This window comes from Pantoea sp. Morm, from assembly GCF_016643525.1.
GTDB lineage: Bacteria > Pseudomonadota > Gammaproteobacteria > Enterobacterales > Enterobacteriaceae > Pantoea > Pantoea dispersa.
Map to the genome: position 1 here is coordinate 1 of NZ_VOQX01000069.1, position 24,300 is coordinate 24,300.

Sequence of the window (24,300 nt, forward strand, 5' to 3'; positions counted from 1 at the left end):
TGGGCGATAAGGCATCGGGCGACGGCATTGAAACTAATGTGGCCAACAAGGTTGCAGCACAAAGATCTGGCCTGATGGAAACTGTCAGGGAAAACGACGGTAAAATCGCCGAAAATAAAACCACTGTTCAGACGTCCAGTGATATACTGAAAGGAGAACATGGTAAGGCGCAGGGGCAGTTCGCCAAAGGCTACATAACGGAGCAGGGCAAACAGAAGATATTTTCCCACACGCCTGAAAACAAAGAGTTTGAGGAAAAACTGCAGGAATTACGCAGACGAACTGGCTCCTGATAAAGGAATTTAAAGATGGCTACTATAACGCGCAATGATATCAGTAATGACGTAAATATGCTGATGCAGAATCTTGAAGACAAAAATCGTCCACTTGTTTCGCCTGCTGCTGCATTAAAACTGAGTATGGCTTGGCCTATCGGCTGCGTCTTAGGGTATGTATTAGCACTACTTTGGATGGCTTATAGCTTCACTCCAGAGCAAGATCTCTTTGGAAATAACGTGAGCTTCAACCAAAAACTGGACATGGAGATATCATTTACTGTTGTGATTATATTGATGGCATTAGGTATTGGCGCATCTCTTTATAATTCAGCATTGGTATATCTCTCCTTTGATGAAGAAACACGTAATTGCTCTTTAGTAATAAGTCGTATCAAAAAGTTGATTAGCCGACTGGCGACCTTAACATTAGTTACAAATTTTATAATAGCGCTAATGAGTGTTCTTTTGAGGCCTGAATTCATTGTAATTGGAGCATTTTTTTTCGTGGCGTCGATGATAGTCATTCAAATGGTTGTCAGTGCTGAATTAACTCGCTACGGCATCGCTGGCGCGATGAGTAAATTCGCTAAACTCGTTAAAAAGATTTAAGTTCTCCCGGCTCCCGCCGATACCCCTTCCGGCACTCTGACGGAAGGGTTTCTCTCAAAATCCCTGATTAAAACAGCGTGCCCCGGGGCGCGCCTGTCCCGTTTTTTCTTTCAAACAAGGATATGTCCATGAAATACCGCCATGCCTTCGTGGCAGCGATTGCTGCCGCCTCTCTGATGCTTTCCGGCTGTGGTGCCATGAGCACCGCCATCAAAAAACGCAACCTCGACGTCAAAACTCAGATGAGCCAGACTGTCTGGCTGGAGCCGTCCAGCCAGAAAACCGTTTACCTGCAGGTGCGCAACACTTCCGACAAGGACATGAGTGACCTGGAGCCGATGCTGGCGCAGGACCTGCGCGCCAAAGGCTACACTGTGACGGCTAATCCGGATGCCGCTTACTACTGGATTCAGGCTAATGTTTTAAAGGCCGAGAAGATGGATTTACGCCAGGCGCAGGGCTTCCTGTCGACCGGCTATGAGGGTGCTGCCACCGGCGCCGCGCTGGGCGCCGGCATTACCGCCTACAACAGCTCTTCAGGCGGCGCTATTCTCGGCGTAGGACTGGCAGCCGGACTGGCCGGCATGGCGGCGGATGCGATGGTGGAGGACGTTAACTTTACAATGGTGACCGATCTGCAGATTTCCGAACGCAGCAAGGCCACCGTGACCACCGATAACGTCGCGGCGCTGCGTCAGGGCACCTCGGGTGTGAAAGTACAGACCAGCAGCGAAGCGGGCGACCGTATGAAGTACCAGACCCGCGTGGTCTCCAACGCCAACAAGGTCAACCTGAAGTTTGAAGAGGCGAAGCCGGTGCTGGAAGCGCAGCTGGCGAAGTCCGTTGCCGGCATCATGTAACCGACCGGGTGATGCCAGGAGGCCTTATGCGCAGAGATATCGTCCGGCTGGCAGCCTCGCTGCCCGGGGCCCTGAACATCATGCTCGCGGGCGCCGTATTTACCGTGCTGCTTGTGAACGTCACCGACAGCTGGCTGCCGGGACACTTTGTCGACGGGCTCAGGCATTTTGACGCCGCGCCGCGGGCGGCAAGTTCCGGTGATTTCTGCCGGTTTATCCTCGCAGGGGTATTCCTGTACGTGCTGAGTATGAGCGCGTGCGGGGTGGCCATTGCCGCTGCGCTTATTGCCGTTATCAGACGCGTATGGCAGCTTGCAGAACGCTGAATTCCCTGGTATTACTTATTCACCGGCCTTATACCGGCGGCAGGCGCCTTAAGGGGAAATAACAATCTCTCCTGACAACGGGGGTGCCTGCCGACCCCCGTCTGTGCCCCCCGGGCACCGGACATCGGGGGCAGCATCACCACCACCACGGGTGCTGCCCCTCCTCCCTCACGGGACCCCTTATTAAGCTTCCTCCCCGGTGCACGGGGTAGCGGAAGCGTGGCTCTGATTTCCCTGACGTTTTCTTTATCACGCTCCGCGTGCGGTTTGCTGCGCCCGGAGCGCGTCGGGGATCGCGTTGTAACGGCTGTACTTAACCCCCTGTTCTTAACTCACTGAAGGATATTGCCATGCTCACGTTCACCGGTGCGGCACGCACCCTTATTGTCTGGTTTACCCTGTTTTTTGCCTGGAGCGCGGTCGTGCTGTGGCAGTTCGGGACTGATATCGTCAAAACCATCATGACCGAAAGCCATCTGTTTGCGTTCGATCTCGCTTCGCGCATGGTACAGAACGATATGGTGCCTCCGGGCATCATCACCGCGCTGCTGGTACTGCTGGTCCTGACAGCTGGCGGCGTGCTCTCGTCCCTCACGATGGTTTGCTGGAACCTGCTGTGCTTTACCTGCGGTCTTCCCCTGATGGCCGGCGTCTGGCTGCAGCGCCGTAAGTTTCTGAGCCGCCCTGCGGTAACGGGCACCCTGAAGTAATCTCCGGGGCCTGAGCGGCCCCTCAGCCACTGTTTCCTTCTGCCACAGCCTGCCCGGACTTCCGGGCGGGCTGCGCCTGCGTGCTATCCGGAGTTCCCCATGAGTTTTACCCCTAAATACCTGACGCAGGGTGGCCAGATGACGGCCTACCGGCTGCGCATGTTTGCCCAGGTCAGCAACTGGATATTCCACTGGATGCTGCTGCTGTTCGTGGTGGCCACCGGCGCGCTGTTCTGGCTGACCACGCCCGATGACGTGCTGCGTAACGGCTTCTGGTACTGGGCGGCGTGGCCCACGCATTCGCTACTGGGCCTGTCCCAGCGTGCGGCAGAAGCCACGTGGGACATCCTCTGGCACTGCGAAGCGGGTGCGCGGCTGTGCAGCATTAAACTCACCCCGGCGCAGCTGCTGGCCAACCCGTGGATGCAGGAGATGGGCCGCCAGTTTCTGGCGAAACTGCGCTTTATCGCGACCGCGTGCGGCATCACCGCCAGCCTGCTCTGGTGCCTGATTGCCTGGTACGTGGGCCGTATCGGTAAGAAGGAAAGCGAGGACGAGTTTATCTCCGGGATGACCCTCACCGATCGGCCGAAAGAGGTCAACCGGCTGCTCAAAAAGGCCGGCGAGAAGTCCGACCTGCAGATAGGCGGCCTGAACATGGTGAAGAATGCCGAGGTCATGAACTTTCTGATCCACGGCACCATCGGCGTGGGCAAGTCCACGCTCATCCGCTGGCTGCTGGACTACATCCGCCGGCGCGGCGACCGCGCGATCGTTTACGACTCCGGCGGCACTTTTATCGAGACGCACTACGACGAGCGCGTGGACAAAATTCTGAACGCGCACGACAAGCGCTGTGAAAACTGGGTGCTGTGGCGCGAGGCGCAGGACGTGGTGGACTACGAGAACATGACGGCGGCGCTGATGCCGGTCGAAGGCGACTCAGACCCGTTCTGGGTGTCCTCATCGCGCACCATCTTCAGCGACACGGCCATGCAGTTTGCCTCACGACCCGATCGCAGCATAGAGACGTTTCTGAAGACCTGCCTCTCCATCGACCTGAAAAGCCTGCGCGAGTTTCTGAAAAACACCCCGTCGGCCAACCTGGTTGAGGAGAAAATCGAGAAAACCGCCATCTCCATCCGCTCGGTGCTGACCAACTACGCCAAGTCGCTGCGCTACCTGCAGGGGCTGGATAAGGAAGGCAAGCCGGAGTTCAGCATCCGCGAGTGGATGACCGATGCGCAGTACGACAGCAGCTGGCTGTTTATCTCCACCACGGCCCGCCACCGCAAGGCGGTGCGCCCCCTGATATCGATGTGGCTGTCGCTGGCCACGCTGCTGCTGCAGAGCATGGGCGAAAACAGCGAACGCCGCGTGTGGTTCATCGGCGATGAGATAGCCAGCCTGCAGAAGATACCGGAGTTCAACGAAACGCTGGCCGAAGCGCGCAAGTTCGGCGGCTGCTTCGTGCTGGGGATCCAGAACATCCCGCAGCTGGTGCACATCTACGGCCGCGAGATGGCCAAGGCCATCTTTGACCTGCTCAACACCCGTGCCTACGGTCGCTCGCCGAGCGCAGAGGTGGCCAAAATGGTGGAAGAGGAGCTGGGACATCAGCGCCGGCGAGAGGCGCGCGAGCAGAACAGCTACGGCCTTGACCAGGTGCGCGACGGTATCTCCATCAGTAAGGACAAGGTCAACGAGCCCATCGTGGACTACGACCAGATTATGAAGATGCCCAACCTGCGCTTTTATGTGCGTCTGCCGGGCGAATATCCGGTGGTGAAGCTGAGCCTGAAGTACCGGAAACAGAAGAAGTATCACCCTGCGCTGATGGATCGCGACTTCCGCGACCGGCTGAGCCCGGAGCTCGAGCGCATCATTGAGAGCAACGAGCGCAGCGCCCGGGCGGCGGACATTACGTTCCCGACCGGAGAGGAGCTGATGGAGGAGGATGACCGCAACCCCGAGCCCGCACCGGTTGAACCTGCATCTGCCTCATCATCTGCCGCGCCGGTAATAACTGGCGCCCCCGCGATGAAACCGGAACCGGCAGTAGTACGAGAGGCGAGGCTGTCCGTGGTCCCAGACCAGCCTGCAGTGCCCGCTACCGCTGCACCCGACATTACCGTACCGCCTGCATCCGAGTCAGTCAGTGAGACGCCGCCTGCCTCCAACGTGCGCCCGTTCCCGCTGCGCGTGGTGCCGGCACCGGTGAACAGGGTGGCCGCAGAGCCACCGCCGGCAAATCCGTCCGCTTCTGATGCATCAGCCGAAACACCAGCCTCCCGGCCGGAGCAGGTTACGGCGTCTTCCCCCGCTGAAGTGCCGCCGGTCGCTGCAATGCGTCCCGCAACACGCCCCGTCATGAAGTCAAAACCAGCCGGTCCGAGCGCGCTCGAGATGCTAGCACGCCGTAAGCATCGTGCCGGCGCACCGGAAGGCGGTGAAGGCGCCGCAGAGGAGGCCGCTCCGCAGGAAGGGGCGGCGCAGGGGGAAGCCCCGGAGCTGCACATGCAGATTGAAAAAGAGGACGGCGGCCGCCTTACCGTGCGGCACATCAGCCCGCGGAAAACCGAACAGCAGCGCGAGGACGAGCGCGCCGCACAGCGCGGCGATGCCAACGCGCGCATGGCCGACGACGAAAAGAACATCCTGCGACACCGCGACGACTACGAGGCGTACCAGGAGATGAGTGACAGCCTTGACCCGGGAGGGTATGAACGATGATGACCGTTGCTCCGGTGGCCTCCGCCGCCGACGCTGCCGGCTATTACAGCAGCAAAGATAACTATTACTTCCTGGATGACATGCCCACGCAGTGGCTGGGCGAGGGCGCGCGGGAGCTGGGCCTTGAGGGGCCGGTTGACCTCGATACATTCACGGGCATTCTGCACGGCAGCCTGCCGAACGGCGTGACGCTCGGTAAAGAGGTGCAGGGCGCGCACGTGCACCGCCCGGGCCACGACTTTACCTTTTCGGCGCCCAAAAGCGTCTCCATGCTTATCCTTGCCGGCGGAGATAAACGCCTTCTTGATGCTCATCTTCAGTCCGTCCGTGAAACCATGGCCATCATGGAGCAGACGGTCAGCGCGCGGGATACAAAGGAGGGTGTCACCCGCATAGCGACAACCGGCAAAATGGTGGCTGCGCTTTTCACGCATGATACGTCTCGGAATCTCGATCCTGACGTGCATACCCACGTCGTCATGGCCAACGTCACAGAGCTGGACGGCAAGTGGAAGGCACTGGCCACCGATGCTATTCACGGCGCGGGATTCATTGAAACGGTCTACCGGCATCAGGTCACTTTTGGAAAAATTTACCGCAATCTGATGAAGGGGAAAACGGAGAGCCTGGGTTATGAAACAGAGCTGACCGGCGGACGCCATGATTTGTGGGAAGTAAAAGGTTTCTCACGTGAGGTAATTGAAGAGTTTTCGTCACGGCATCGTGAGATTGTGGCGGGCGCGGGTGAAGACGCTTCGCTGAAAAGCCGCGACGTGGCGGCGCTCGATACCCGCCAGCGCAAGCAGGATATCAGCCGCTACGGCGGGGAGGAGCCCGCGCCTGTTAGCCCGCAGCCTGAGCCGTCCCCGGCGAGGGATCTACCGGTTCCGGACCGCTCAGCAGCGGCAGCGGAGAAAGCGCCAGCGACCGCAGGGGAAGGGACCTCAGCGCCGTCCGTACAGGATAAAGCGATACTGAACGCAGAGCCTGCATCGTCCGCTTCGCCGGCAATGCAGGATAACGAAGCGCCGATCGTGAAGCCCGAAACCGCCGACGGTCGGGCGCGCCTGCAGGAGCGCTGGCAGCGTCAGATGGACGACGTCGGTTTTGATATCGGCGCCGTCATCAGCGAGGCTAAGGTCCGCGAAGCCCGGCTTCCCGCGCCGGGAGAAGCCGAACCCGCCTTAACGGAAGCCATGGACGCGGTGCGCACCGCGATTTCGGTGCTGAGCGACAGCCGGACCCGGTTTACCTACGGAGATCTGCTGCTCACCGCCCATGAGGCGGGGGAGACGCAGCAGGCGCTGCCCGAGCTGCGCCGGGCCATCGACCAGGCCATCGGTGAAGACCTGCTGACGCCGCTGGACGGGGAGAAAGGCGTGTTTACCTCGCACATTCATCTGCTCGATGAGCTCTCCGTGCAATCGCTGACGGCCGACATCCTGAAGGAAAATAAGGTCGCGAACCTGCGCGTGTTTTCTAAAACGCCGGCGCCGCATCTGGAAAAAGCCGCCCGGGCGCCGGTGGCTATCCTGAATGCGCCCGCTTCCCTGCAGCGGCTGCGCGAAACCACCGAGGAGCTGGTGACAATGTCACGAGAACAGGGCCGTGACGTGAAGGTGCTGACCAGCTGCGCGGAGCGCGCCCTGAGCCTGGGCAAATCCCCGCTGCTGAAGAACGACCTGCTGTCGCGCAGCCGCGTGCTGGACAGCACGTTCAGCCTCGGGGTGCAGAGCACGCTCATCGTCGAAGGGGCGGAAAAGCTCGGCCTCAAGGAGATGCTGGTGCTGACCGGCGAGGCGCGTGAGAAGAACGCGCAGCTACTGTTTCTGGACAGCGCCGGCAGGCAGTCAAATGCAAACACCCTCTCCGTACTGGCCTCAGCGGGCGCGGAGCGCCTGACGCTGACCACGCCAGCGCCGGAGATGTCCGCACAGGTGCTGAGCATTCAGGATAAGCGCGAGCGCTATCAGGTGCTGGCCGACCGCTACGCAGAACTCAGCGGAGGTGAGACCCCGGTCACCGCCGTGGTGGTGGGAGTCCGCGAGCAGCAGCAGCTCACCGGCGTTATCCGCGACGCGCTGCAGAACGCTGGCAAGCTCGGGCGCGACACGGTGGACATCGAGGCGCGCACGCCGGTGTTTGCCACGGCAAAAGCGCGCCGGCTTCCGGGCACGTACCGTCCGGGGATGGTGCTGGAAGACCGCACGGAGAAGGAGGAAACGCGGCACTACGTCATCGACCGCGTGCATGCTGACACGCGCATGCTGTCCCTGATTGACGGCGACGGCGTACTGAGCCGCGTGAAGATGGCTTCCCTGACCGGCGACTGGCGCCTGTTCACGCGCGAAACCCTGAGCGTGGCGCAGGGCGAGCAGCTGTTCGCGCTGGCGGCTGATAAAGAGGCGGGGCTGAAAGCGCGCGATCGCCTGACGGTCACGGCGGTGGAGAATAACATGCTCACGGTGCAGCGCGCAGGCCAGAAGCGCCCCCTTCGTCTCAGCGCGGACGCGCCGCTGTACGTCTCCCACGACTACGTCAGCGCGCCGGGCAGCCGGGACGCGGAGTCCGGTACGGTTCTGGCCTCGCTCGGCGCCCGTGACCTGTCCGCCAACATGATGAACGCGCTGTCGCAGTCCGGGAGCCAGGCCGAAATCTACACCGGCGAGGCGCTGAGCCGCGCGGAAGAGAAGCTCGGCCGCCTGCGCGACAACCGCACGCCCCTGGAGCTGGTCCGCCAGCTCGGCGGACGCGAAGAGGCCGGTGAGGCGATGGACGCGCTGAAGGCCGGTCTGCAGCATGACGCGCAGAAGGCGGTGTCGCGCGCGGTGGCCAACATGCGCGAGGTGGCGTTTCCGTTTGCACAGCTTACCGAAAAGGCGGCGGAGTTCCTCGGCAGTCTGCAGGGGGTCCGCAGCGAAATCACCCGGCTGGAGCAGGCGGGCGACCTGATTAAGGTGCCTTACGGCGGCGAGGTGCGCTACGTGGCCCGCGCCACGTGGGAAATGGAGAAGGCCATCATCCGGGAGGTGGAGTCGGGTAAAAATACGCAGACGCCCCTGCTGGCAGATCCCTCCGCCGTGCTGTCTGCCGGCCTTACCGCCGGCCAGCGCGCGGCCTCCGGGCTTATTCTGCAGAGTACCGACCGCTTCACCGCGGTACAGGGCTATGCGGGGGTGGGGAAAACCACCCAGTTCGACGCGGTGAAGACCGCCATCGACACGCTGCCGGAAAGTGTGCGCCCGGCCGTTATCGGTCTGGGGCCGACGCACCGCGCGGTCAAAGAGATGCGCAGCATCGGCATCGAGGGCCAGACCATGAAGTCTTTCCTCGTTGACTGGCAGCAGCGCACCGCCGCGGGCGAAAAGGTCAGCTATGCCAGCACGCTGTTCCTGATCGACGAGGCCTCCATGCTCGGCAACCAGGACACGGCGGAGGCGCTGCGCGCCATCGCGGCAGGCAATGGCCGGGCGGTGATGGTGGGTGACCTTGCCCAGCTCGAGTCGCCGGAAAGCGGCGCCCCGTTCCGCCTGCTGCAGGAACGCAGCCCGATCGACGTCGCGGTGATGAAGGAAATTAAGCGCCAGCTCAGTGACGACCTGCGCGGCGCGGTGTACAGCGTCATCGAGAACAAGGCCGCTGCGGCGCTGGAGAAGATCGACCGCGTATCGCCGTCGGTGGTGCCGAGGCTGGCGGGGGCGCAGGCGCCTGCGCGATCGGTGACGGAGGTCCCGCCGCCGCCGAAAGATGAGAGCGGTCAGCCGCTGCCCTGCCCTGACGGCGGGCAGGCGCCCGGCGTCATTGATTTTATCGTGGCCGATTACATGAGCCGCACACCCGCCGCGCGGTCGGAGACGCTTATCGTGGTGTCGCTCAACGACGACCGGCGCGCGGTGAACGCCGGTATTCACCAGGCCATGGTGGAGGCGAAGGAGCTGGGCGCAAAACCCGTTACCGTACCGGTGCTGGAGCGCATCAGCGGCGGACGCCACGACTTTAACCGCATTGAGTCGTGGCAGGCCGGTCAGGTGGTGCTGAGTGGCGATCGCTACCTGAGCGTCACCGGCGTGGACCGTGGCACGCAGAACGTGCTGCTACGGGACGAGGACGGGCGGATGCGGTACTACTCGCCGGCCGAACTGAACGCCACTGAAATTGAGGTTTTCCGCAAGGAAACGCTGGAGCTGCGCACCGGCGACAGCCTCCGCATGAACAAAACCCAGCGGCAGGCGGGCCACGCGGCGCACGATCAGTACCGTGTTTCGGCGCTGCGCGATAACGGTGAGGTCGTGCTGCAGGGCGCCGCGGGTGAAAAGGTGATATCGCCCGGCGACACGCAGGCGGACCGCCACATTGATTACGCGTGGGCCGTGACCGGCCACGGCGCGCAGGCGGCGAGCAGCCGCTTTGTTATCGCGCTGGAAAGTGCGACGGGCAGGCGTGGCGTGATGAGCGGCATGCGCGCGTTTTATATCAGCCTGTCGAGGGCGAAAGAGCACGTGCAGGTTTACACCGACAACGTTAAGCGCTGGAAAGAGGCGCTGGTCCGGGAGGAAAAAGGCTTCAAAACCGCCCATGATGCCCTGTCGCCGGAGGCGGAGCGTAAACAGGCCAGGGCCATCTGGGCGATGGGGCAGCCGGTGGGGAAAACCGCCATCGGCCGTGCCTTTCTCAACGGTAACGGGCTCGGCGGGATGCCGATCTCGGCGCGCATCATCCCGCCCACGCGTAAGTATCCGGAGCCGCACCTGGCGCTGCCGGCTTATGATGCGAACGGCAAGGCTGCCGGGGTCACGCTGGTTCCGCTGCATCACGGAAAGGGCACCATCACGCCGGGCCCTGCGCGCCAGCTGGCCACGGAAGGCGCGCAGGCATCCATGCTGCAGAAAAGCCGCAATGGCGAGGTTTTGCTGGTCAGCGACCTCGCGCAGGGGCTCACGGCCGCGCGAGAAAAGCCGGAGTCAGGGGTTCTGCTCGTTAACGGGCGGCAGCCGCCGTCCGCGCAGCTGCTGAAGGTGGCGGGTGGTCAGCCAGATCAATTGCGCCGTACGGATTCGACGCTGCTGGGCCTGGTCAAAGCAGAGCTTCAGGAAATGCTTATCGTTCTGCCGCGCACAGAGAAACACCAGGATGAGCGGGATGCCCTGCGTGAAGCGCTAAGGTCTGTCAGCAACGGGGGCCTGATGGATAAAATCAGTCTGCCAGTCGCGCCCCCTTCCCATGACGGAATGGATAAGATAGCGCTCACCGCGCAGCTTGTTGCACGCGTGGCAGAGGTTATGCAGGAGAAGCTGCCACGCCTGCCGGGCGAATCTTCGCCGGACTATAGCGCGCTTATCCGTCAGGCCTCTAAGGCTTTATCGGACACGCCGGAAGTGTCCGCGGATGCGGCCTTACGCGCAATGCTCAGTGCGCTGTCAGCCGGTGGCATACCGGAGAGCATCAGGTTAACCGCTACCGCCGGCAGTGACGGCGCGGTCCAGGCTAACGTAATCCGCCGGATTCAGGAAGAGCTTACCCCCGCGCGTACCGCAGATACAACTGTGCAACCGGACATTCCGGCTTCAGCGCTGGCAGATGTTGCCCGCGAAATCGAACGACAGAGGCAAATTACGCTTCCACCGGAATCCCGCGGGCGCGAGCCGGACAGGGAGCTGCCGGCGCCGGAAATCACCCGTCATATCCAGAAAGAACGTTAATGACTGCGGCACGCCCTGTGTGACCGCTTCACTTTCAACCTGCACCACGCAGGCATACGAGATTAATCATGAAACATACCCTGAAGATGGCCGCCTTTGCGCTGGCCATGAGCACCGCTTTGCCCTCAGCAGTATCGAAAGCGGCGGAGACCCCAGACTTTACCCCGGCACAGCAGGCCCGCATCGGCGAAATTGCAGCCGACTACCTGGTTGCGCACCCCGATGTGGTGATTGAGGTGAGCAAAAAGCTGCAGGCACGCCAGCAGGTCATGCAGCAGCAGGCTTACGTGCAGTCGGCGCTGAAGGCCCACCGTCTGCTGAGGCAGCTCGGTGGCGTGCCGGTTAAAGGGCCGGGGGATTCGAAGGTCATCGTGACTGAGTTCTTTGACTATGAATGCATCGCCTGCAGCATGATGGCGCCGGTGATGGAAAAAGTGATGGCCGCTAACACCGGTGTTCGCTTTGCCTTCCGCGACTGGACCATTTTTGCCGCCCGCTATCCGGAATCAACGCAGGCCTCGCACCGCGGGCTGGGTATCTACAGGAAGCAGGGCGCGGATGCCTATATGGAGTACCACAACGGGATTTACCGTACCGGCCACAACGAAGGCAAGCTGACGGCGGAAGACATTGAGAAGGTGGCTGCGGCCGCCGGTGCAGGGGATGCTTCAGTAGATGACAGTGCCGCCTCCGATCGTCTGATCGAAAACAACGACGCGCTGGCGGAGATGCTGGGGCTGACGGGTACGCCGGGCATTATCGTGATGCCGGCGGAAAATGCCACGGCAGACAACACCACCATCATCCCGGGCGTGGTCAGTGAACAGGTGCTGCAGCAGGCGATTAAACGTGCATCCGGCAAGGCTCATTAACCCTAAGCAAAAAAATCCCGGCTTAGGGCCGGGAAAATGGATTCATCAAAGCGGTCCGGCGAGTGGAGTCGCCGGCCGTATGAGAAGTATCGGCAGTTCCGCCAGAACCTTTATTTCATGACGCCCATGCCGCTCAGGCTGTTCGTTCCTCGCACCGCTGCGGTACGCCTCAGCCTGACCGCTCTGCCCGTCGTCGTATAAGTGCGGGCTTTCTGGAGGCTTCTTCACGCTCACTCAAAACGTAGTATTTATTACTTCGGCACTCCACATCGTGCAAATACCTGCGACGACTGTGTATTCACGTCAGGGTCGCAATCGGGACGGAGACATCCAGCACAACAATCACCCTCCTGATCGGCAGTCTTTACCAGCCATACTGCAATGTTTTACTTGTACGGATTTGGCTCCTACCGTCGTGGTGATATTTATTCTTAAAATAAACTAAATATCAATGAGTTATTAACTGAAGAGGCGGGAATATTCGTAACTGATTTGAATATTCAGCCACAGTAATTTAAACAATGGACGACGAAATTTTAAGCAGGGATTATGGCGGGTCCACCTGCCTTGCACCTCGTAGTACTTTGCGCCCCCCTGCTGTGTGCTGGCGTTGTTTACGGCTTGTGCTGTCTGCTTAACAACTGAAGTCTTGTTACGTTGTGTGACATTCACGTGCTGGTCTGGCGGTTCCACCTGTGGCATCTATACTCTCCCTCCAGGATTATTCTCAGTCACCGCAGCATGTATGCCCGGGACCCGCGATGGACTGCCTTACATACACCAGAAAGAGGTAAGACATGTATATTCGACTGGATCTCTTTGCCGAGATGCTCGGCATCCGGCCTGGCGACCTGCTGCAGGCAACGTGCACGGACGGGATGCTGGCAGGCTTTAATCTCCCCCGATGTCGTCAGGTGCGCGGCGCTGCCGTAATGTTCCTTCAGGATGAGGCTGTCGCCTTCCTAAAGCAGTGGCAGATGCGTTCATCTGAACCTCCGGTTCCGGATGCCGGTGAGCCGCTCATGTCACTGGAAGCATTTGCCCGTCATGCCGGTATCGCGCCCCTGGCGCTCTGGCAGGCCGCCAGTTCCGGAAAACTTCTCCGGGGCATTGCCCTGCCGTTGGCGGTCAAATCTTACGGCAGTCAGCTGATGTTTTCCGCGGCGGCTGTTGAATTATTTACCGCTGAGTACAGACGCTGCTTACCGAAAAAGTAAGGTAAATCAGCTTATTGCCAATTTTTATTTCCTCTGGATTACCTCATTATCCGGCCTCTTGGCTGACGCTTGATTAACCTATGGAATATAGATGAACCGTACCGAATGGCTTCTGAAGTTCCGGCGATACCAGAACCTGGAAACGCTGGAGAAGGTTTACGAGCATTTGAGCTATACCGGTAACCCCGATGAAGAATTTGCGATGACGTCGGCTTATGACCATCGAAAGGCCGAACTCGCCGCAGGCAAACTTTTTGACCGCATACCAAAGCACGTCTGGCAGTACGTAAAGTAGTTCCCATCTGACGCCGCCCTTACAGGGCGGCTATCCTGAAACTGATACGAGCTGTAACGGTCTGATCATTTAGGAGGCGTACGCCTTTCCGAGTGCCACCTGCGCGCAGTCCTGTCAATCGCATCCGATACGGTTTGATACAATGCGCTGGGAAAATCGTGACCCATGCCCTCGACAGGCATGAATTCAGCTCCGGCTATGGATGCGGCTGTATCCCTGCCACAGTCCAGAGGTATCAGTGGATCATCAACTCCATGCACCACCAAAGTCGGCGCTACTATCCGCGTAAGCCTTGAACGTATATCCCCGGTTGCAGCTATAGCGGCAATCTGCCTTCCCAGTGCAGTCGGATCAAAGGCACGCCTGGTTTCTTCCAGAACCAGAACCCTATGTGCTTCTTCATTGAAAGGGTAATCCGGACTGGAGATGCGCTTTGCAAAAGCCAGGCTGTGTGCCAGAAAGCCGGCCTCATCCTTCAAAGGATGAGGTGCAGGTTTCGTTAACATGTCCAGGATGTCCGGGGCCGCAGAGGGAAGATTCGGATTTCCCGTACTGGACATGATGGACGTCAAAGACAACATGCGTTCCGGATGTTCACTGCACAACAGTTGAGCAATCATTCCGCCCATTGATCTTCCAACGACGTGTGCCTTGTCTATTTTCAGAGCGTTGAGCAGTCCCATCGCATCTTCTGCCATGTCGAAGAGCGTGTATGGCACGGCCGGCGTCCGGCCAGCCATGACTGCGTTCGCCAGAGCTGAAAAATCTGGTGTTGGGGAGTTCGTAAAGTGTGTCGAATAACCTGCATCGCGATTATCAAACCGAATGACCCGAAACCCCTTTGCCACTAAACTTTCGCAGAATACTTCTGGCCATCGGAGCATTTGAGACCCGAGACCAGATATCAAAAGGATTGACCCGGCATCTCCGTACCCAAAACTTTCGTAGCTCAGGGTAATGCCGTTTGACTCAACGGATACCATCATTTTGTCCCTTCTTAAATCCGGGTTCATCAAAAGGAGTTAGAGGCAGAAGGCGTGAGTCTTCAAGTGCAGCCGTCCTGTGTCCAATGCCAGCAAGATAATCTTTGTTTTTCGCTAAAGCGAAAAAAGACTGAACGCTGCTCTGGCGGACCATCATGATTAAATCCCAGCGCTCCTGGTCCGGACCTATAAGGAAAGAGCCGCCCGATCCGAGAAATAAAAGTTCTCCCCCGCTTTGATGAAGGAAGGGAAGCGCGTGGTGAACATAGCGATAAAAAGCGTCGGCACCGCTGACAGGATCCTCCGGCGACAACTCCGGGCTGGCGGAATAATTGGCGATTTCGCGGAATCGCAACATATTCAGCATAACAATGCTGCCCTGCATTCCACGCTTGCTCAGCGCATGTCCTGATTCCTGCGTGAGTTCCAGGTAGCGAGCGTATGCAGATAAAGAAGTCATGGGTTTTGCACTCTTTCGTCTTTCAGTAAGTGATCCAGACGGCTAATCAGTGAATGCCAGTTGCATAGCGTGCTCCCGTATATCGCTGGGCCATGCGGCGATGAGCCCCTGAAATTTCACTGGCTCACTGGCAAAAAGCGCCCGCGTTGCTTCTTCAAATCCGGGCAGGTCACCGGCGATAGCAAGCATGAAGTAGTAGGCCCGTTCGAGCGCCTTGCGAACTTTTTCTTTCTCGCTGTTGGCTCGTCGTGCTTCCTCGACCAGCTTTCTCAGCGCCACAGAGGCCCCGCCGGGTTGACCGGCAAGCCACTCCCAATGACGGGGAAGCAAGGTCACTTCACGTGCAATCACGCCTAATTTCGGACGGCCACGGCCTCTGGAGCGGGAAGGTTCTGATGTGTCGTTCTGGCTGATCCCCTCTGTTTGGGCGGATGCTGCGGAGGTTAGTTTTGCAACGACCTCTTCCTCTGAACCTCTGAAATCAATATCGACCGGACGACCTGTCGCATTATCGATTATAAGGAAAGGCCCTGCGGCCGAATTCTCACTTGCCCGCCTGACTGCCAGAGCATTGGTTTGCAGAGACCCCGTTGCGATGCGTCTGTGGCCATCGAAACTCGTATAGGAGTCTGAAGGGGATCCTTTCATAGACAAGTCTCTTCAGTGATGGGCACTGTGCAGACTATGTACACAGGAGCCCGGAAAAATTGGGAAGCAGAACATCAAAGGTATGAACCTGATGAACCCGGTGGAACTTTGCCTTGCCAGTGCTCCAGGCACTTGTCCAGCTCGGATGTGTAATCAAAGCCCGGTTCCGGACGCTCCTTAATCAGCTCAAGAATTTCAAACACAAAGTGATCTTCCCCGAGCGAACGCCAGTCTTCCATCAACTCCGGATTCCGGTGAACACCCATGCGCAGCTCCATTCGGTGGCGATTCAGCGAACCGTTTAAATTTTTGCTTTTCCCTAGCAGCTGTTTTCCTGTGATTTTGTTTGTGACGGAGAAAATCCCCATCGATGGGAACGTATGCTTGTATGTACTGATAAGCTCTTTACGTCTGGCCTTTTCCATCAGTGTTTCTCCTTTTCTGAAGCAATCGTACGGTCGGCGCATGTCTGCGAAGCCTGCAATGCTTTTACCTTCAACCAGGGGAGTACGTGTGCCGGCCAGCTCTTCCAGACACCCGAAGGCGTCCGTAAAGAAGGCTCAGGTTGCATCTACGAAAAAAGGTCTGTCGCCAGCCATATCGCAGCTCAGGAAGTGACATTCTTTTTTTAAATTCCTGCTCCCGGACTGCCCATCAGGAACTTCTTCCTCGAGCAGCAGGCGCTGAGCCGCGCTAATTTTTTAAAGCTGGTCAGAAATCCTTCCCCGGTAACGTCTGAATAAAGTGATGCGCCAACCGTTCATTAAGCAGACTAATTCAGGCTCAGACTTCCCCGGCTTAAAAAACAGACAGGCTGTGAGTTCATAAGTAACCCTGCCGCCCTGGCCCATTGTTCGACGCTCATCCTGAGCAAGTCGTTGCGAGATGGAAGTTCATTCTCAAACGATGGCCTAATATTATCCGGGTAAAAAACAATGTCAATAATATCCGGGTATAAATACCTGTGGAGAATTTGTAAAAACGCCAGTAAGCCAGACAGGTACACATCAGCAGTTGGAGAGACTCGCTAAGGACCTTTCAGCCCGACTTGCGTCAGAGTTCCGGCCAGGCCTGCAGCGATATGGCATTCCGACAAACAGGCCGGTATTTATACGGATAGCCTGCATCGTGCAGCTCCGGTAACCTGATGAAGATGAGTGAATATGTCCATTGAGATGAACAGCCCGTTGAAATATTCGTTCAGGGCAGGGTCAGATGGGACCGATTCTGGCAGGATGCGTCAGCACTGAGACCGGTTACGTGCTAAAGCATGTACAGTTTTATACTGAGCTGCTGGCAAAGACCTGACATATAAATACGCTTCTACCGTGAGATTAACTATGGAACTGATATCTTATATTCTGTTTGCAGGCGCGTTATTTCTGAATGCAGGTGTTCCCGGACCCAGTATTACGGCGCTTGTTTCCAGAGTAATCACGAATGGCTGGCGCAATGTAATCCCTTTCATCGCTGCAATGTGGATCGGTGAAGTTATCTGGCTCACTATGGCAATGGCAGGTCTGACGACACTAGCACAAACATTTCAGACAGAATTTCATATACTTAAGTGGGGCAGTATCGCTTATCTTTGCTGGCTTGCGATTAAAATGTGGCATAAGCCGGTGATTGAGGGGGCAGAGGAACTTCCCCGGCGCTCCTCTTCCTGGTCGATGTTCAGCGCAGGAATGGCATTAACGTTGGGCAACCCCAAAATCATGGTGTTCTATCTTGCCCTTCTTCCGTCTTTTATTGATTTGCCAAAAGCAGGTGCCAGTGAGTGGGCAATTCTTGCCAGCATTACTCTGGTTACACTGGCTGGCATAGATCTTACGTGGACATTCCTCGCCCATAAAGCACGGGCTTTATTACGTACACCTGGAGCGGTAAGGCTGGCAAATCGTATTGGCGCTGTTGCAATGGGTGGCGCAGCAGCGGCTATTGCGGCACGAAACTAAAATTCTGAGAAGTCTGCCGGAAGACTGAACATCCGGCAGTTTAACTTCAGGCAGGCGCAGAGGACTCTGACATGCGGGCAAGCATAAATCCGGGCAGCGCAGTCTCAAAGATTGTTAAGCACCGCGCGCGCAAATTCTTCTGGCCGCTCAATCATCATAAGGTGGCCGGTCTCCGGGATAACCGTATTCGTGGTTGCGCGCTCTCTGAGCCAGGCGGGAACATGCCACCCGGATTGTGAGCGTTCGCCCGATATAAGATGAACCGGCGTCAAAGACGACAGAATGTGACGCAGTTCTTCGAGGTAGCTTTCTTCGCCTGTTGCAGCAACCACCGCCCGCGCCTGCTTCCGTAGGGTGGAAACGGGCTGGTTATCCAGCCAGTCGGTGGCAGTCTCAATCGCAAAATCCGTGGGTGACACGCCCGCACCTGCAATCCAGGCGGCAACGTCAGCGCGAAAAACACTGACCTCAGTCTGTATCTCTTCCAGACTCTGCCCGGATATTTTCTGAGACCAGAACGCATCATTCAGCGTGAGATTACCTTCGATGAGAGTCAGGGAACTGACCAGGTCAGGGTGGCGTACAGCCATCAGTACAGCAACCGCTCCGCCAACTGAATGACCTGCCAGATGAACCGGCCCGCACTTCCGTTCATCAATAAAGTCTGCAAGATGGTCGGCCTGGTCGTTCAGCGTCCATCCGTTGTTCCCTTGTTTCTGGCACTGACCATATCCGATCAGGTCAGGAGCATAGACACATTGTTTGCCGAAAGGGGCAAGAATACCGGGAGAACTGAGTGAACCAAAAAGACCATGTACCAGTAGAACCGGAGCTCTCATTTAAACCTCACTTTAAACTCCTCGCCACAATGGCGTGGCGGGGACCAGGAAAAGCCGCGCAGGCAACACTGTGCGGCAACGCAGCCACGGTTATAACAACAATATCTCACGGGGTGTTCGCAGGTTGCACGTAACCGGTTAACGCCCGGAGTATCCCACCGAAAGAGAGGCCTGATAATCAATTTATTCTTCACCAGAATATTCTGTAAGAGCCGCTGAAATACTCCGCTCTGTTTAGGTTTAGGGAACAGTGTAGCCATGCAACCGGCCCATTACCGTGGTGAAGCCCTAACATGCAGGTGAGGGGAACATGTCGTGTCTATAAAATGACTGCTCTGGGTATTTCTACCATTGGGCGCGCTACAAACCGGGGGTGTTCATCACCAGAATGAATCCGATGCTTTCTCTCGCTGATTACCATTAATGAACTGACCCTCATATGGACCCGAATCCGGCAGACGTCAGGGTCGGTTGCTTTCTGGCACGTCCGGTCCCCCGTATTCTGGAGTTAGTTGGCTCGATGAGGTTCAACCGCCATTGCCTGTGGCTTCTTGTTTGGATGATCTATCCCTGGTTATGGCTTTGCCTGTTATAACTCTGAGAATTACGCACCGACCAAAACAGAACCCGGGAGACTTATTAAGCGCCGATGTCCGCTGTGTAAACCGTCTTAGCGCCCTGCCGGAGAGTGCTCTGATGACCGTCCTTCCTGTTGCAGGAGTATGGGTATTTTAGTAGCATCAGCTCTTTCGGAGACAGGAAATGTCCGTCACTGATTCACTGCTTGCTTACACTCTCGCTGCAACACTTCTGACCTTAACACCCGGTCTTGATACCGCCATGATTCTCCGTACGGCTGCCGCTGAAGGCGGCCGGAAAGCCTTTCATGCGGCGCTGGGTATTGATATGGGGTGCTTTATCTGGGGGGCTCTGGTGGCTTTTGGTTTGGGGGCTTTACTGGCAGTCTCTGAGCTTGCTTATGCAATGCTGAAGTGGTGCGGTGCGGCATACCTGTTATGGTTGGGCATCCAGCTTTTATTGCGTCCGCGACGACATTTCAGCTTCAGTCAGGGTCAGGTGGAGAAGAATTCTACAAATAACTGGTTCATTCGCGGAATGCTAGGCAATGTGCTTAACCCCAAAATGGGTGTCTTTTATGTCTCATTTTTACCACAGTTTATCCCGGCGGGACATTCTCCTGTCGGCTGGACGTTCCTTCTGGTTGCGATCCATGTGTTGATTGGTACGCTGTGGTCACTGACACTCATTACTGCTGCCCGCTATGCTTCCGGTGTGCTGAAAAAACCTGCTGTGGTAAAAGGGATGGACCGCCTCACCGGGTGCTTATTCCTGTTGTTTGCCGTAAAGCTGGCTATGAGCAGAAGATAATACGTTCATGGCTTTTACTCTATATTCTAGAGGGTAACCGCATGCGCCAAAAATTAACATATGCTATTTGCTCTGGCTGTATCAGATACGCATTCCATTTCCCAGAGCGCACGTTTAAGCGGGTGTTGCGATTTTTTTAAACGATAATGTTTCGTTAATTAAACTTAAATGCGCCTGCTTGAGCTTTGAGTGGGTTGTAGCTTTAACATAAATGGTTTATCTCAGCCTGCTTAAATCCGTAACGAACGCTAATATGACATTATTGACTTCCAGCATGGCGCCTCAGGATTTTCAGTCGCCATGGGAGTCTCCGATTTTGGAGTAGCCCGTACGCAAGTCACTGAAAACCTCCCGCACTGACTTTATCTTTGTTTACCTTCTCGATGAGTTGAGTCAGCTTCTTCTCATACAGCTTCTGTATGTATTCAGTTTCATCGTCTTAATAATGGGGAGAGAAATTACTTGTTTTTGGAAAATAAAAACACTTTAAATCCCGCCACATACCAGTATGTGGACATGATTTTTCTGGCAGATAAATGCGAAATCCTTTGTCTGAACGCCGTCAGAAACTTCTGTAATCATTTTTGACTGCACATCATGACCATGCTTACCGAGCGAGCTTACTTAGCTGACCGTTCTAAAGGAGAATCATTACGTGAACAAACTGTTAATACGCCGCGCGATGTTGGAGGATTTGCCGTCTATCGTTGCACTTCTGGCAAATGACACTCTTGGTGCCAGTCGGGAGGATAGTACACTTCCTCTCCGGAAAACTTACACTGATGCGTTTAACGCAATTTGTTCAGATCCGAACCAATTTCTTGCTGTTGCAGTAATTGAGAACATCGTAGTTGGCACACTACAGCTGACATACCTTCCAAACATATCTCTCAGGGGGGCATGGCGAGCCCAGATTGAAGCAGTAAGAGTTCATGAATCGAAGAGGAATAGTGGTCTTGGCCGTTACTTGTTTGAGTGGGCTATTCAGCAGGCACGCATGCGGGGATGTGTTATGGTCCAGCTTACCTGTGATGTTACCCGAAAAGATGCACATCACTTCTACTCTGCACTGGGCTTTGAACCTAGCCACACAGGTTTTAAAATGAAAATATAATTATGCAAAATCATGACGTAGTGCCTTTTAAAACCCATTAAATCAGTATATTAATCTTAATTAATGACGCGTCTGGCGCTATGCTTATCTTGTGTGTTACTCCTCGTGCCAACACCAGTATGATGTATTGCAATAGCTGACATGCTCTCAGGATGCAACATCACCGGCCTCAGACCGGAAGTGCTTACTCCTACTACTACCGGGCCAGCCGCCCGGGATTTTTTTTCGCTATTTCCTGTTCTTTCTCCACAATCAGTTCACGACGGACCGCTCAGACTCCCGTGCTGACGCTTTCCATTATCTTATCAAGGGCTGAAGCAAACATTCAGCGCTTACACTGTTCGTTTAATGTACCGGTTCGAAACACCTCAGCAAATAGCCCAGTGCGTCTTCTATGACGCGATCTGTTGAGATCGTTATTCTGCAGAGATTCTGGTGCTCCACTGTTACTGTTCCATACCTTTTACGGCCTTATGCCAGACGTCTAACATGAATAATGTGAAACCTGAAATGTTATGACTGTCACGGGAAATTTCATCGGTGAACTTTTTTTATCCATACGATTCGTGCTATGTGCAATCTGTGCTGGATTTAACCGGTTGAGATGGGTATTCTTTTCAGAATTCGCCGGGCGGCGATCTTATTTTGATCCTTATCTGAGTACTGTGGTGGTCGACGATGAGGATGTGCGAAAACCTGTGGCCGGACATGCGCGGCGCGGGGAAGAATCAACCGGATGGGACGTATCCGTAAAACGTCCAGGGTACGGAGGCCGGTTTTTCCGGGCTCTGAATGCAAAAACCCCCTGAAATCTGTCTCAACTTGGCGGAAGGTTCAGAAATCAGGGGGTCCAAAAGCAGGCGCTGGCCTGTGAAGGATTATAACGCATGCAGTTCATAAGACAACCCCTGTCCGCCATAAGTTCGGGACAGGGTGAATGACCAGATTTTAATCGGGTTAAACTGCCCGACTCCCAAATCCGACGGACGCCATCGCGGCGATCATTCCGTCCTCTGCAAGTGCCCTGAACCCGTGTGGTTTGCGCCTCAGACCTATCGCCCGCTGCCGGGTGAGTTTGGTCACGCCATGCGCCGGCTAGTCGTAAAAGACAAATCCACCGGTCAGCTGCGCCTGAGTCAGCGGCTTTCGCGCAACCCTTACTTTGTCAGGCTGCGTCACGCGGCCGGTCGCGAGCGTGACTTCCGGCCGGAACGACGCGCGCTTATCGACGCCCTTATCCCGCTGCTGGTTCAGCGCGCCGACATGGCCACCTGGGTGGTCACCATGAACGTGGGCCGTCTGGCCGCCGAGCTCAGCCCGAAAGATGAAAACGGCGACGTCATCCCCGGTACCCGGGTAGAGCCGGGCCGGCTGTCGCGCCTGCTGCCCGAACTGCAGCGCTTCGGACTGGTTGAGCTCCCTGACCTGGAGTGGGATCCGGTGGAAGAGTACTGGATGCCGCGACATATCGTGCTCACCGATCGTTTCTGGCAGCTGTGCGGCGTCAACATGAACAAACTCTACGTCCAGCGCAATCTGCGTCTTGAGGCGGAAGCGGAAGGGATCATCGAGCCTGGCACGCACGAATCAGTGCGCGCCGCGCGCCAGCGCTGGTATGAGAACATGCGCATGGCCACGCTGCTGAGGCGGCGTGAAAAGGCGGTCAAAGAGAAACGCCGCAAAAAGCTGAGTAAGCTGCCGCTCGACGATCGCCGCACGGCGATGGCCAGCTGGCTTATCCGTACGCTGCCTAATCACGAGCTGATGAACACCGACGCGGACGCCTTTGACCGGCTGGTGTGGCAGAACCTGAACCAGCTGGAGCTGGGGCTCGTCTACGAGGCCGCCCCGCCAGACGTCGTACACTGACGTATCCCGTGAATTTTTACCGCCTTGACTGGCGGTAAAGGCGTTTGTGCCGCAGATAAAACCGCACATTTCCGGCCCGCTGCGGCATCCGTTTTCCCGCAAAAAATCCCTCATCCGCATCATTTTCCGGTCGCGGATTTTTTTATCCACACTTACCCGCAATCGTAAAGCATGGCTTACCTGCAAACGACCCTGAAATTACCCGCAACACATTCCTGACTTACGTCAGAAAGAATTAATCAAAAAAGATAAATAAGGTGTTCATGCCGGCATTCTGCGGGAATAAATAAGGCATTCGCTTGCAGCGGCCGTAAACGTCCGCGCCGCTCAGAATCTGAAGCACCTCCCGCTTACGCGGGCCCCGGACAGTGCATTTAGTTACAACAGGCAGAGCGTCCACTGCAGTCAGACAGTCCTGAACCATCACGCCCCTCTCAACCCGGACCCGTACCGTACTTGACACCCGGTTGCCCCCACTGACCAGCCCAGGCCGCCCGGCCCGAAGGGCCGGAACTGCAGTGGCTGATAAATGGATGCTGTAACTACGAATTCAGCGTCGCTGCAGAGTCTGAGGCCCGCTGTATCTTTCTTTCGTCTGCGACCATCTGACTGATAAGCTACTGACAGGCCGCTGCTTAAACGGCGTCAGTCAGGGCGGGGTTGGGCTTTTGCCACCATCTGCCCTGTAACCGGCTCTGCCGGGCTCACGGCGCCCGATGGCATCAGTGCCGTCCTGGACGGTTTTTGGCGCCTCCATGCCGCTCACGCGGCATTCACAGGACAGGCTGCGCACTGCTCGCCCGTCCGGCTGCGTCTGGGAGGTCAGTGATATGCAGAAAACTCAACAGCCACACGAAGAGCTGGTAAAGGTTTACGCCATGATCGGCGCCGTGGTCATGGCGATGGCCAGCGACGGTCTGGAAACCACGCGGCTGCTGATTGCCGGATTCATCCGTGAAGAGCTGGCCAGAACGGACGTATGGTCGCCGGAAATGAAAACGCTTATGAAGAGCGCTATCCACACGCTGGAAACCTGTCCTGACCAGGCCATCGTGGAGCGTCGCCGCGAAGGCGACTTAGGGGTTCTGTGAAGGCGGCGGATGTCTCAAAATGGCTTATTTCGGTGCCAGTTTTTAATGTGGTTCTGCATGAAGGACGCCTCTTATGGATAAAGACAATCTGAACGTCAGTCACCTGGCGTGGTGCGGGCTGATTGCGCTGCACACTGCCCACCGCGACGGGATCGCGACCTCCCCCGCGCAGGATAACCTCTTTCTGACCCGCTGGCTGGCCACCGCTGAAAAACAGCGCCGCTTTCCGCGGACGCTCGCCAGCGACATCAGCTGGCTGCTGAAAGAAGGGCGGGAAAAGGGACTGCGTGCCGACCTGCCCGGCAAGCTCGACTACCCGTGGCGCGCCGGCCACGACAACCTGCAGGGGCAGA

At 56.9% G+C, this 24,300-nt stretch carries 22 protein-coding genes; 16 read left to right on the forward strand and 6 right to left on the reverse strand.

Annotation, left to right across the window (positions count from 1 at the left end):
* The 8 genes from FT726_RS19950 to FT726_RS19985 all read left to right on the forward strand — a co-directional run.
* Positions 1-293, forward strand: a 293-nt coding sequence (locus tag FT726_RS19950; RefSeq protein WP_346303289.1) for a hypothetical protein, incomplete at its 5' end; no start/stop codon positions are given.
* A 15-nt stretch (positions 294-308) separates the two neighbouring features.
* The gene (locus tag FT726_RS19955) at positions 309-887 is read left to right on the forward strand and encodes a hypothetical protein (protein WP_346303290.1); all 579 of its coding nucleotides are present in this window, start codon (positions 309-311) and stop codon (positions 885-887) included.
* A 128-nt stretch (positions 888-1,015) separates the two neighbouring features.
* Positions 1,016-1,747, forward strand: coding sequence for a complement resistance protein TraT (traT, locus tag FT726_RS19960; protein WP_346303291.1), 732 nt, complete (start codon positions 1,016-1,018; stop codon positions 1,745-1,747).
* Between the two features lie 26 nt (positions 1,748-1,773).
* Positions 1,774-2,073 carry a hypothetical protein gene (locus FT726_RS19965; protein ID WP_100701705.1) on the forward strand — a complete coding sequence of 100 codons (300 nt, stop codon included), beginning with the start codon at positions 1,774-1,776 and terminating at the stop codon, positions 2,071-2,073.
* Between the two features lie 350 nt (positions 2,074-2,423).
* Positions 2,424-2,783, forward strand: coding sequence for a hypothetical protein (locus tag FT726_RS19970; protein WP_346303292.1), 360 nt, complete (start codon positions 2,424-2,426; stop codon positions 2,781-2,783).
* Between the two features lie 99 nt (positions 2,784-2,882).
* On the forward strand, positions 2,883-5,516 hold the full coding sequence (traD, locus tag FT726_RS19975) for a type IV conjugative transfer system coupling protein TraD (protein ID WP_346303293.1): 2,634 nt from the start codon (positions 2,883-2,885) through the stop codon (positions 5,514-5,516).
* Complete coding sequence (mobF, locus tag FT726_RS19980; protein WP_346303294.1) at positions 5,513-11,215, forward strand: MobF family relaxase; 5,703 nt, start codon at positions 5,513-5,515, stop codon at positions 11,213-11,215. Before traD ends, mobF begins: the two co-directional genes overlap by 4 nt.
* Before the next feature lie 68 nt (positions 11,216-11,283).
* The gene (locus tag FT726_RS19985) at positions 11,284-12,087 is read left to right on the forward strand and encodes a DsbA family protein (protein ID WP_346303295.1); all 804 of its coding nucleotides are present in this window, start codon (positions 11,284-11,286) and stop codon (positions 12,085-12,087) included.
* A 459-nt stretch (positions 12,088-12,546) separates the two neighbouring features.
* On the opposite strand, the gene FT726_RS19990 is transcribed toward FT726_RS19985, so the two are convergent.
* Positions 12,547-12,789 (reverse strand): hypothetical protein, encoded by a 243-nt coding sequence (locus FT726_RS19990; RefSeq protein WP_346303296.1) that lies wholly within the window; start codon positions 12,787-12,789, stop codon positions 12,547-12,549.
* Positions 12,790-12,884: 95 nt separating this feature from the next.
* On the opposite strand from FT726_RS19990, the gene FT726_RS19995 reads away from it, so the two are divergent.
* Both FT726_RS19995 and FT726_RS20000 read left to right on the forward strand, forming a co-directional pair.
* A complete protein-coding gene (locus FT726_RS19995; protein ID WP_346303297.1) occupies positions 12,885-13,304 on the forward strand; it encodes a hypothetical protein in 420 nt (139 codons plus the stop codon).
* 91 nt (positions 13,305-13,395) lie between these two features.
* Complete coding sequence (locus FT726_RS20000; protein ID WP_346303298.1) at positions 13,396-13,599, forward strand: Hha/YmoA family nucleoid-associated regulatory protein; 204 nt, start codon at positions 13,396-13,398, stop codon at positions 13,597-13,599.
* A gap of 65 nt (positions 13,600-13,664) precedes the next feature.
* On the opposite strand, the gene FT726_RS20005 is transcribed toward FT726_RS20000, so the two are convergent.
* From FT726_RS20005 to FT726_RS20020, 4 genes are all read right to left on the reverse strand, one after another.
* A complete protein-coding gene (locus FT726_RS20005) occupies positions 13,665-14,585 on the reverse strand; it encodes an alpha/beta fold hydrolase (RefSeq protein ID WP_205299022.1) in 921 nt (306 codons plus the stop codon).
* Complete coding sequence (locus FT726_RS20010) at positions 14,569-15,042, reverse strand: DUF1330 domain-containing protein (RefSeq protein ID WP_346303299.1); 474 nt, start codon at positions 15,040-15,042, stop codon at positions 14,569-14,571. Before FT726_RS20010 ends, FT726_RS20005 begins: the two co-directional genes overlap by 17 nt.
* Positions 15,043-15,084: 42 nt before the next feature.
* On the reverse strand, positions 15,085-15,690 hold the full coding sequence (locus FT726_RS20015) for a DUF2239 family protein (RefSeq protein WP_346303300.1): 606 nt from the start codon (positions 15,688-15,690) through the stop codon (positions 15,085-15,087).
* Between the two features lie 74 nt (positions 15,691-15,764).
* Positions 15,765-16,115 carry a GIY-YIG nuclease family protein gene (locus tag FT726_RS20020; protein WP_346303301.1) on the reverse strand — a complete coding sequence of 117 codons (351 nt, stop codon included), beginning with the start codon at positions 16,113-16,115 and terminating at the stop codon, positions 15,765-15,767.
* A gap of 915 nt (positions 16,116-17,030) precedes the next feature.
* Between FT726_RS20020 and FT726_RS20025 the strand changes: the two genes are divergently transcribed.
* A complete protein-coding gene (locus tag FT726_RS20025; RefSeq protein WP_346303302.1) occupies positions 17,031-17,645 on the forward strand; it encodes a LysE family translocator in 615 nt (204 codons plus the stop codon).
* Positions 17,646-17,749: 104 nt separating this feature from the next.
* On the opposite strand, the gene FT726_RS20030 is transcribed toward FT726_RS20025, so the two are convergent.
* A complete protein-coding gene (locus FT726_RS20030; protein ID WP_346303303.1) occupies positions 17,750-18,484 on the reverse strand; it encodes an alpha/beta hydrolase in 735 nt (244 codons plus the stop codon).
* Between the two features lie 762 nt (positions 18,485-19,246).
* Here FT726_RS20030 and FT726_RS20035 point away from each other — a divergent pair.
* From FT726_RS20035 to FT726_RS20055, 5 genes are all read left to right on the forward strand, one after another.
* Positions 19,247-19,873 (forward strand): LysE family translocator, encoded by a 627-nt coding sequence (locus FT726_RS20035; protein WP_166935755.1) that lies wholly within the window; start codon positions 19,247-19,249, stop codon positions 19,871-19,873.
* 655 nt (positions 19,874-20,528) lie between these two features.
* Complete coding sequence (locus FT726_RS20040) at positions 20,529-20,987, forward strand: GNAT family N-acetyltransferase (protein WP_346303304.1); 459 nt, start codon at positions 20,529-20,531, stop codon at positions 20,985-20,987.
* Between the two features lie 933 nt (positions 20,988-21,920).
* Positions 21,921-22,856, forward strand: coding sequence for a plasmid replication initiator RepA (repA, locus tag FT726_RS20045; protein ID WP_346303305.1), 936 nt, complete (start codon positions 21,921-21,923; stop codon positions 22,854-22,856).
* An 830-nt stretch (positions 22,857-23,686) separates the two neighbouring features.
* Complete coding sequence (locus tag FT726_RS20050; protein WP_346303306.1) at positions 23,687-23,947, forward strand: DUF2767 family protein; 261 nt, start codon at positions 23,687-23,689, stop codon at positions 23,945-23,947.
* A gap of 73 nt (positions 23,948-24,020) precedes the next feature.
* Positions 24,021-24,300 (forward strand): DUF2913 family protein (locus FT726_RS20055; protein ID WP_346303307.1); only part of this gene is annotated, 280 nt, incomplete at its 3' end.

Excerpts from the sequence above, each read along its gene's own strand:
- FT726_RS19955 (WP_346303290.1), top strand. The coding sequence starts at position 309 with ATGGCTACTATAACGCGCAATGATATCAGTAATGACGTAAATATGCTG.
- traT (WP_346303291.1), top strand. The coding sequence starts at position 1,016 with ATGAAATACCGCCATGCCTTCGTGGCAGCGATTGCTGCCGCCTCTCTG.
- FT726_RS19965 (WP_100701705.1), top strand. The coding sequence starts at position 1,774 with ATGCGCAGAGATATCGTCCGGCTGGCAGCCTCGCTGCCCGGGGCCCTG.
- FT726_RS19970 (WP_346303292.1), top strand. The coding sequence starts at position 2,424 with ATGCTCACGTTCACCGGTGCGGCACGCACCCTTATTGTCTGGTTTACC.
- traD (WP_346303293.1), top strand. The coding sequence starts at position 2,883 with ATGAGTTTTACCCCTAAATACCTGACGCAGGGTGGCCAGATGACGGCC.
- mobF (WP_346303294.1), top strand. The coding sequence starts at position 5,513 with ATGATGACCGTTGCTCCGGTGGCCTCCGCCGCCGACGCTGCCGGCTAT.
- FT726_RS19985 (WP_346303295.1), top strand. The coding sequence starts at position 11,284 with ATGAAACATACCCTGAAGATGGCCGCCTTTGCGCTGGCCATGAGCACC.
- FT726_RS19990 (WP_346303296.1), bottom strand. The coding sequence starts at position 12,789 with ATGCCACAGGTGGAACCGCCAGACCAGCACGTGAATGTCACACAACGT.
- FT726_RS19995 (WP_346303297.1), top strand. The coding sequence starts at position 12,885 with ATGTATATTCGACTGGATCTCTTTGCCGAGATGCTCGGCATCCGGCCT.
- FT726_RS20000 (WP_346303298.1), top strand. The coding sequence starts at position 13,396 with ATGAACCGTACCGAATGGCTTCTGAAGTTCCGGCGATACCAGAACCTG.
- FT726_RS20005 (WP_205299022.1), bottom strand. The coding sequence starts at position 14,585 with ATGATGGTATCCGTTGAGTCAAACGGCATTACCCTGAGCTACGAAAGT.
- FT726_RS20010 (WP_346303299.1), bottom strand. The coding sequence starts at position 15,042 with ATGACTTCTTTATCTGCATACGCTCGCTACCTGGAACTCACGCAGGAA.
- FT726_RS20015 (WP_346303300.1), bottom strand. The coding sequence starts at position 15,690 with ATGAAAGGATCCCCTTCAGACTCCTATACGAGTTTCGATGGCCACAGA.
- FT726_RS20020 (WP_346303301.1), bottom strand. The coding sequence starts at position 16,115 with ATGGAAAAGGCCAGACGTAAAGAGCTTATCAGTACATACAAGCATACG.
- FT726_RS20025 (WP_346303302.1), top strand. The coding sequence starts at position 17,031 with ATGGAACTGATATCTTATATTCTGTTTGCAGGCGCGTTATTTCTGAAT.
- FT726_RS20030 (WP_346303303.1), bottom strand. The coding sequence starts at position 18,484 with ATGAGAGCTCCGGTTCTACTGGTACATGGTCTTTTTGGTTCACTCAGT.
- FT726_RS20035 (WP_166935755.1), top strand. The coding sequence starts at position 19,247 with ATGTCCGTCACTGATTCACTGCTTGCTTACACTCTCGCTGCAACACTT.
- FT726_RS20050 (WP_346303306.1), top strand. The coding sequence starts at position 23,687 with ATGCAGAAAACTCAACAGCCACACGAAGAGCTGGTAAAGGTTTACGCC.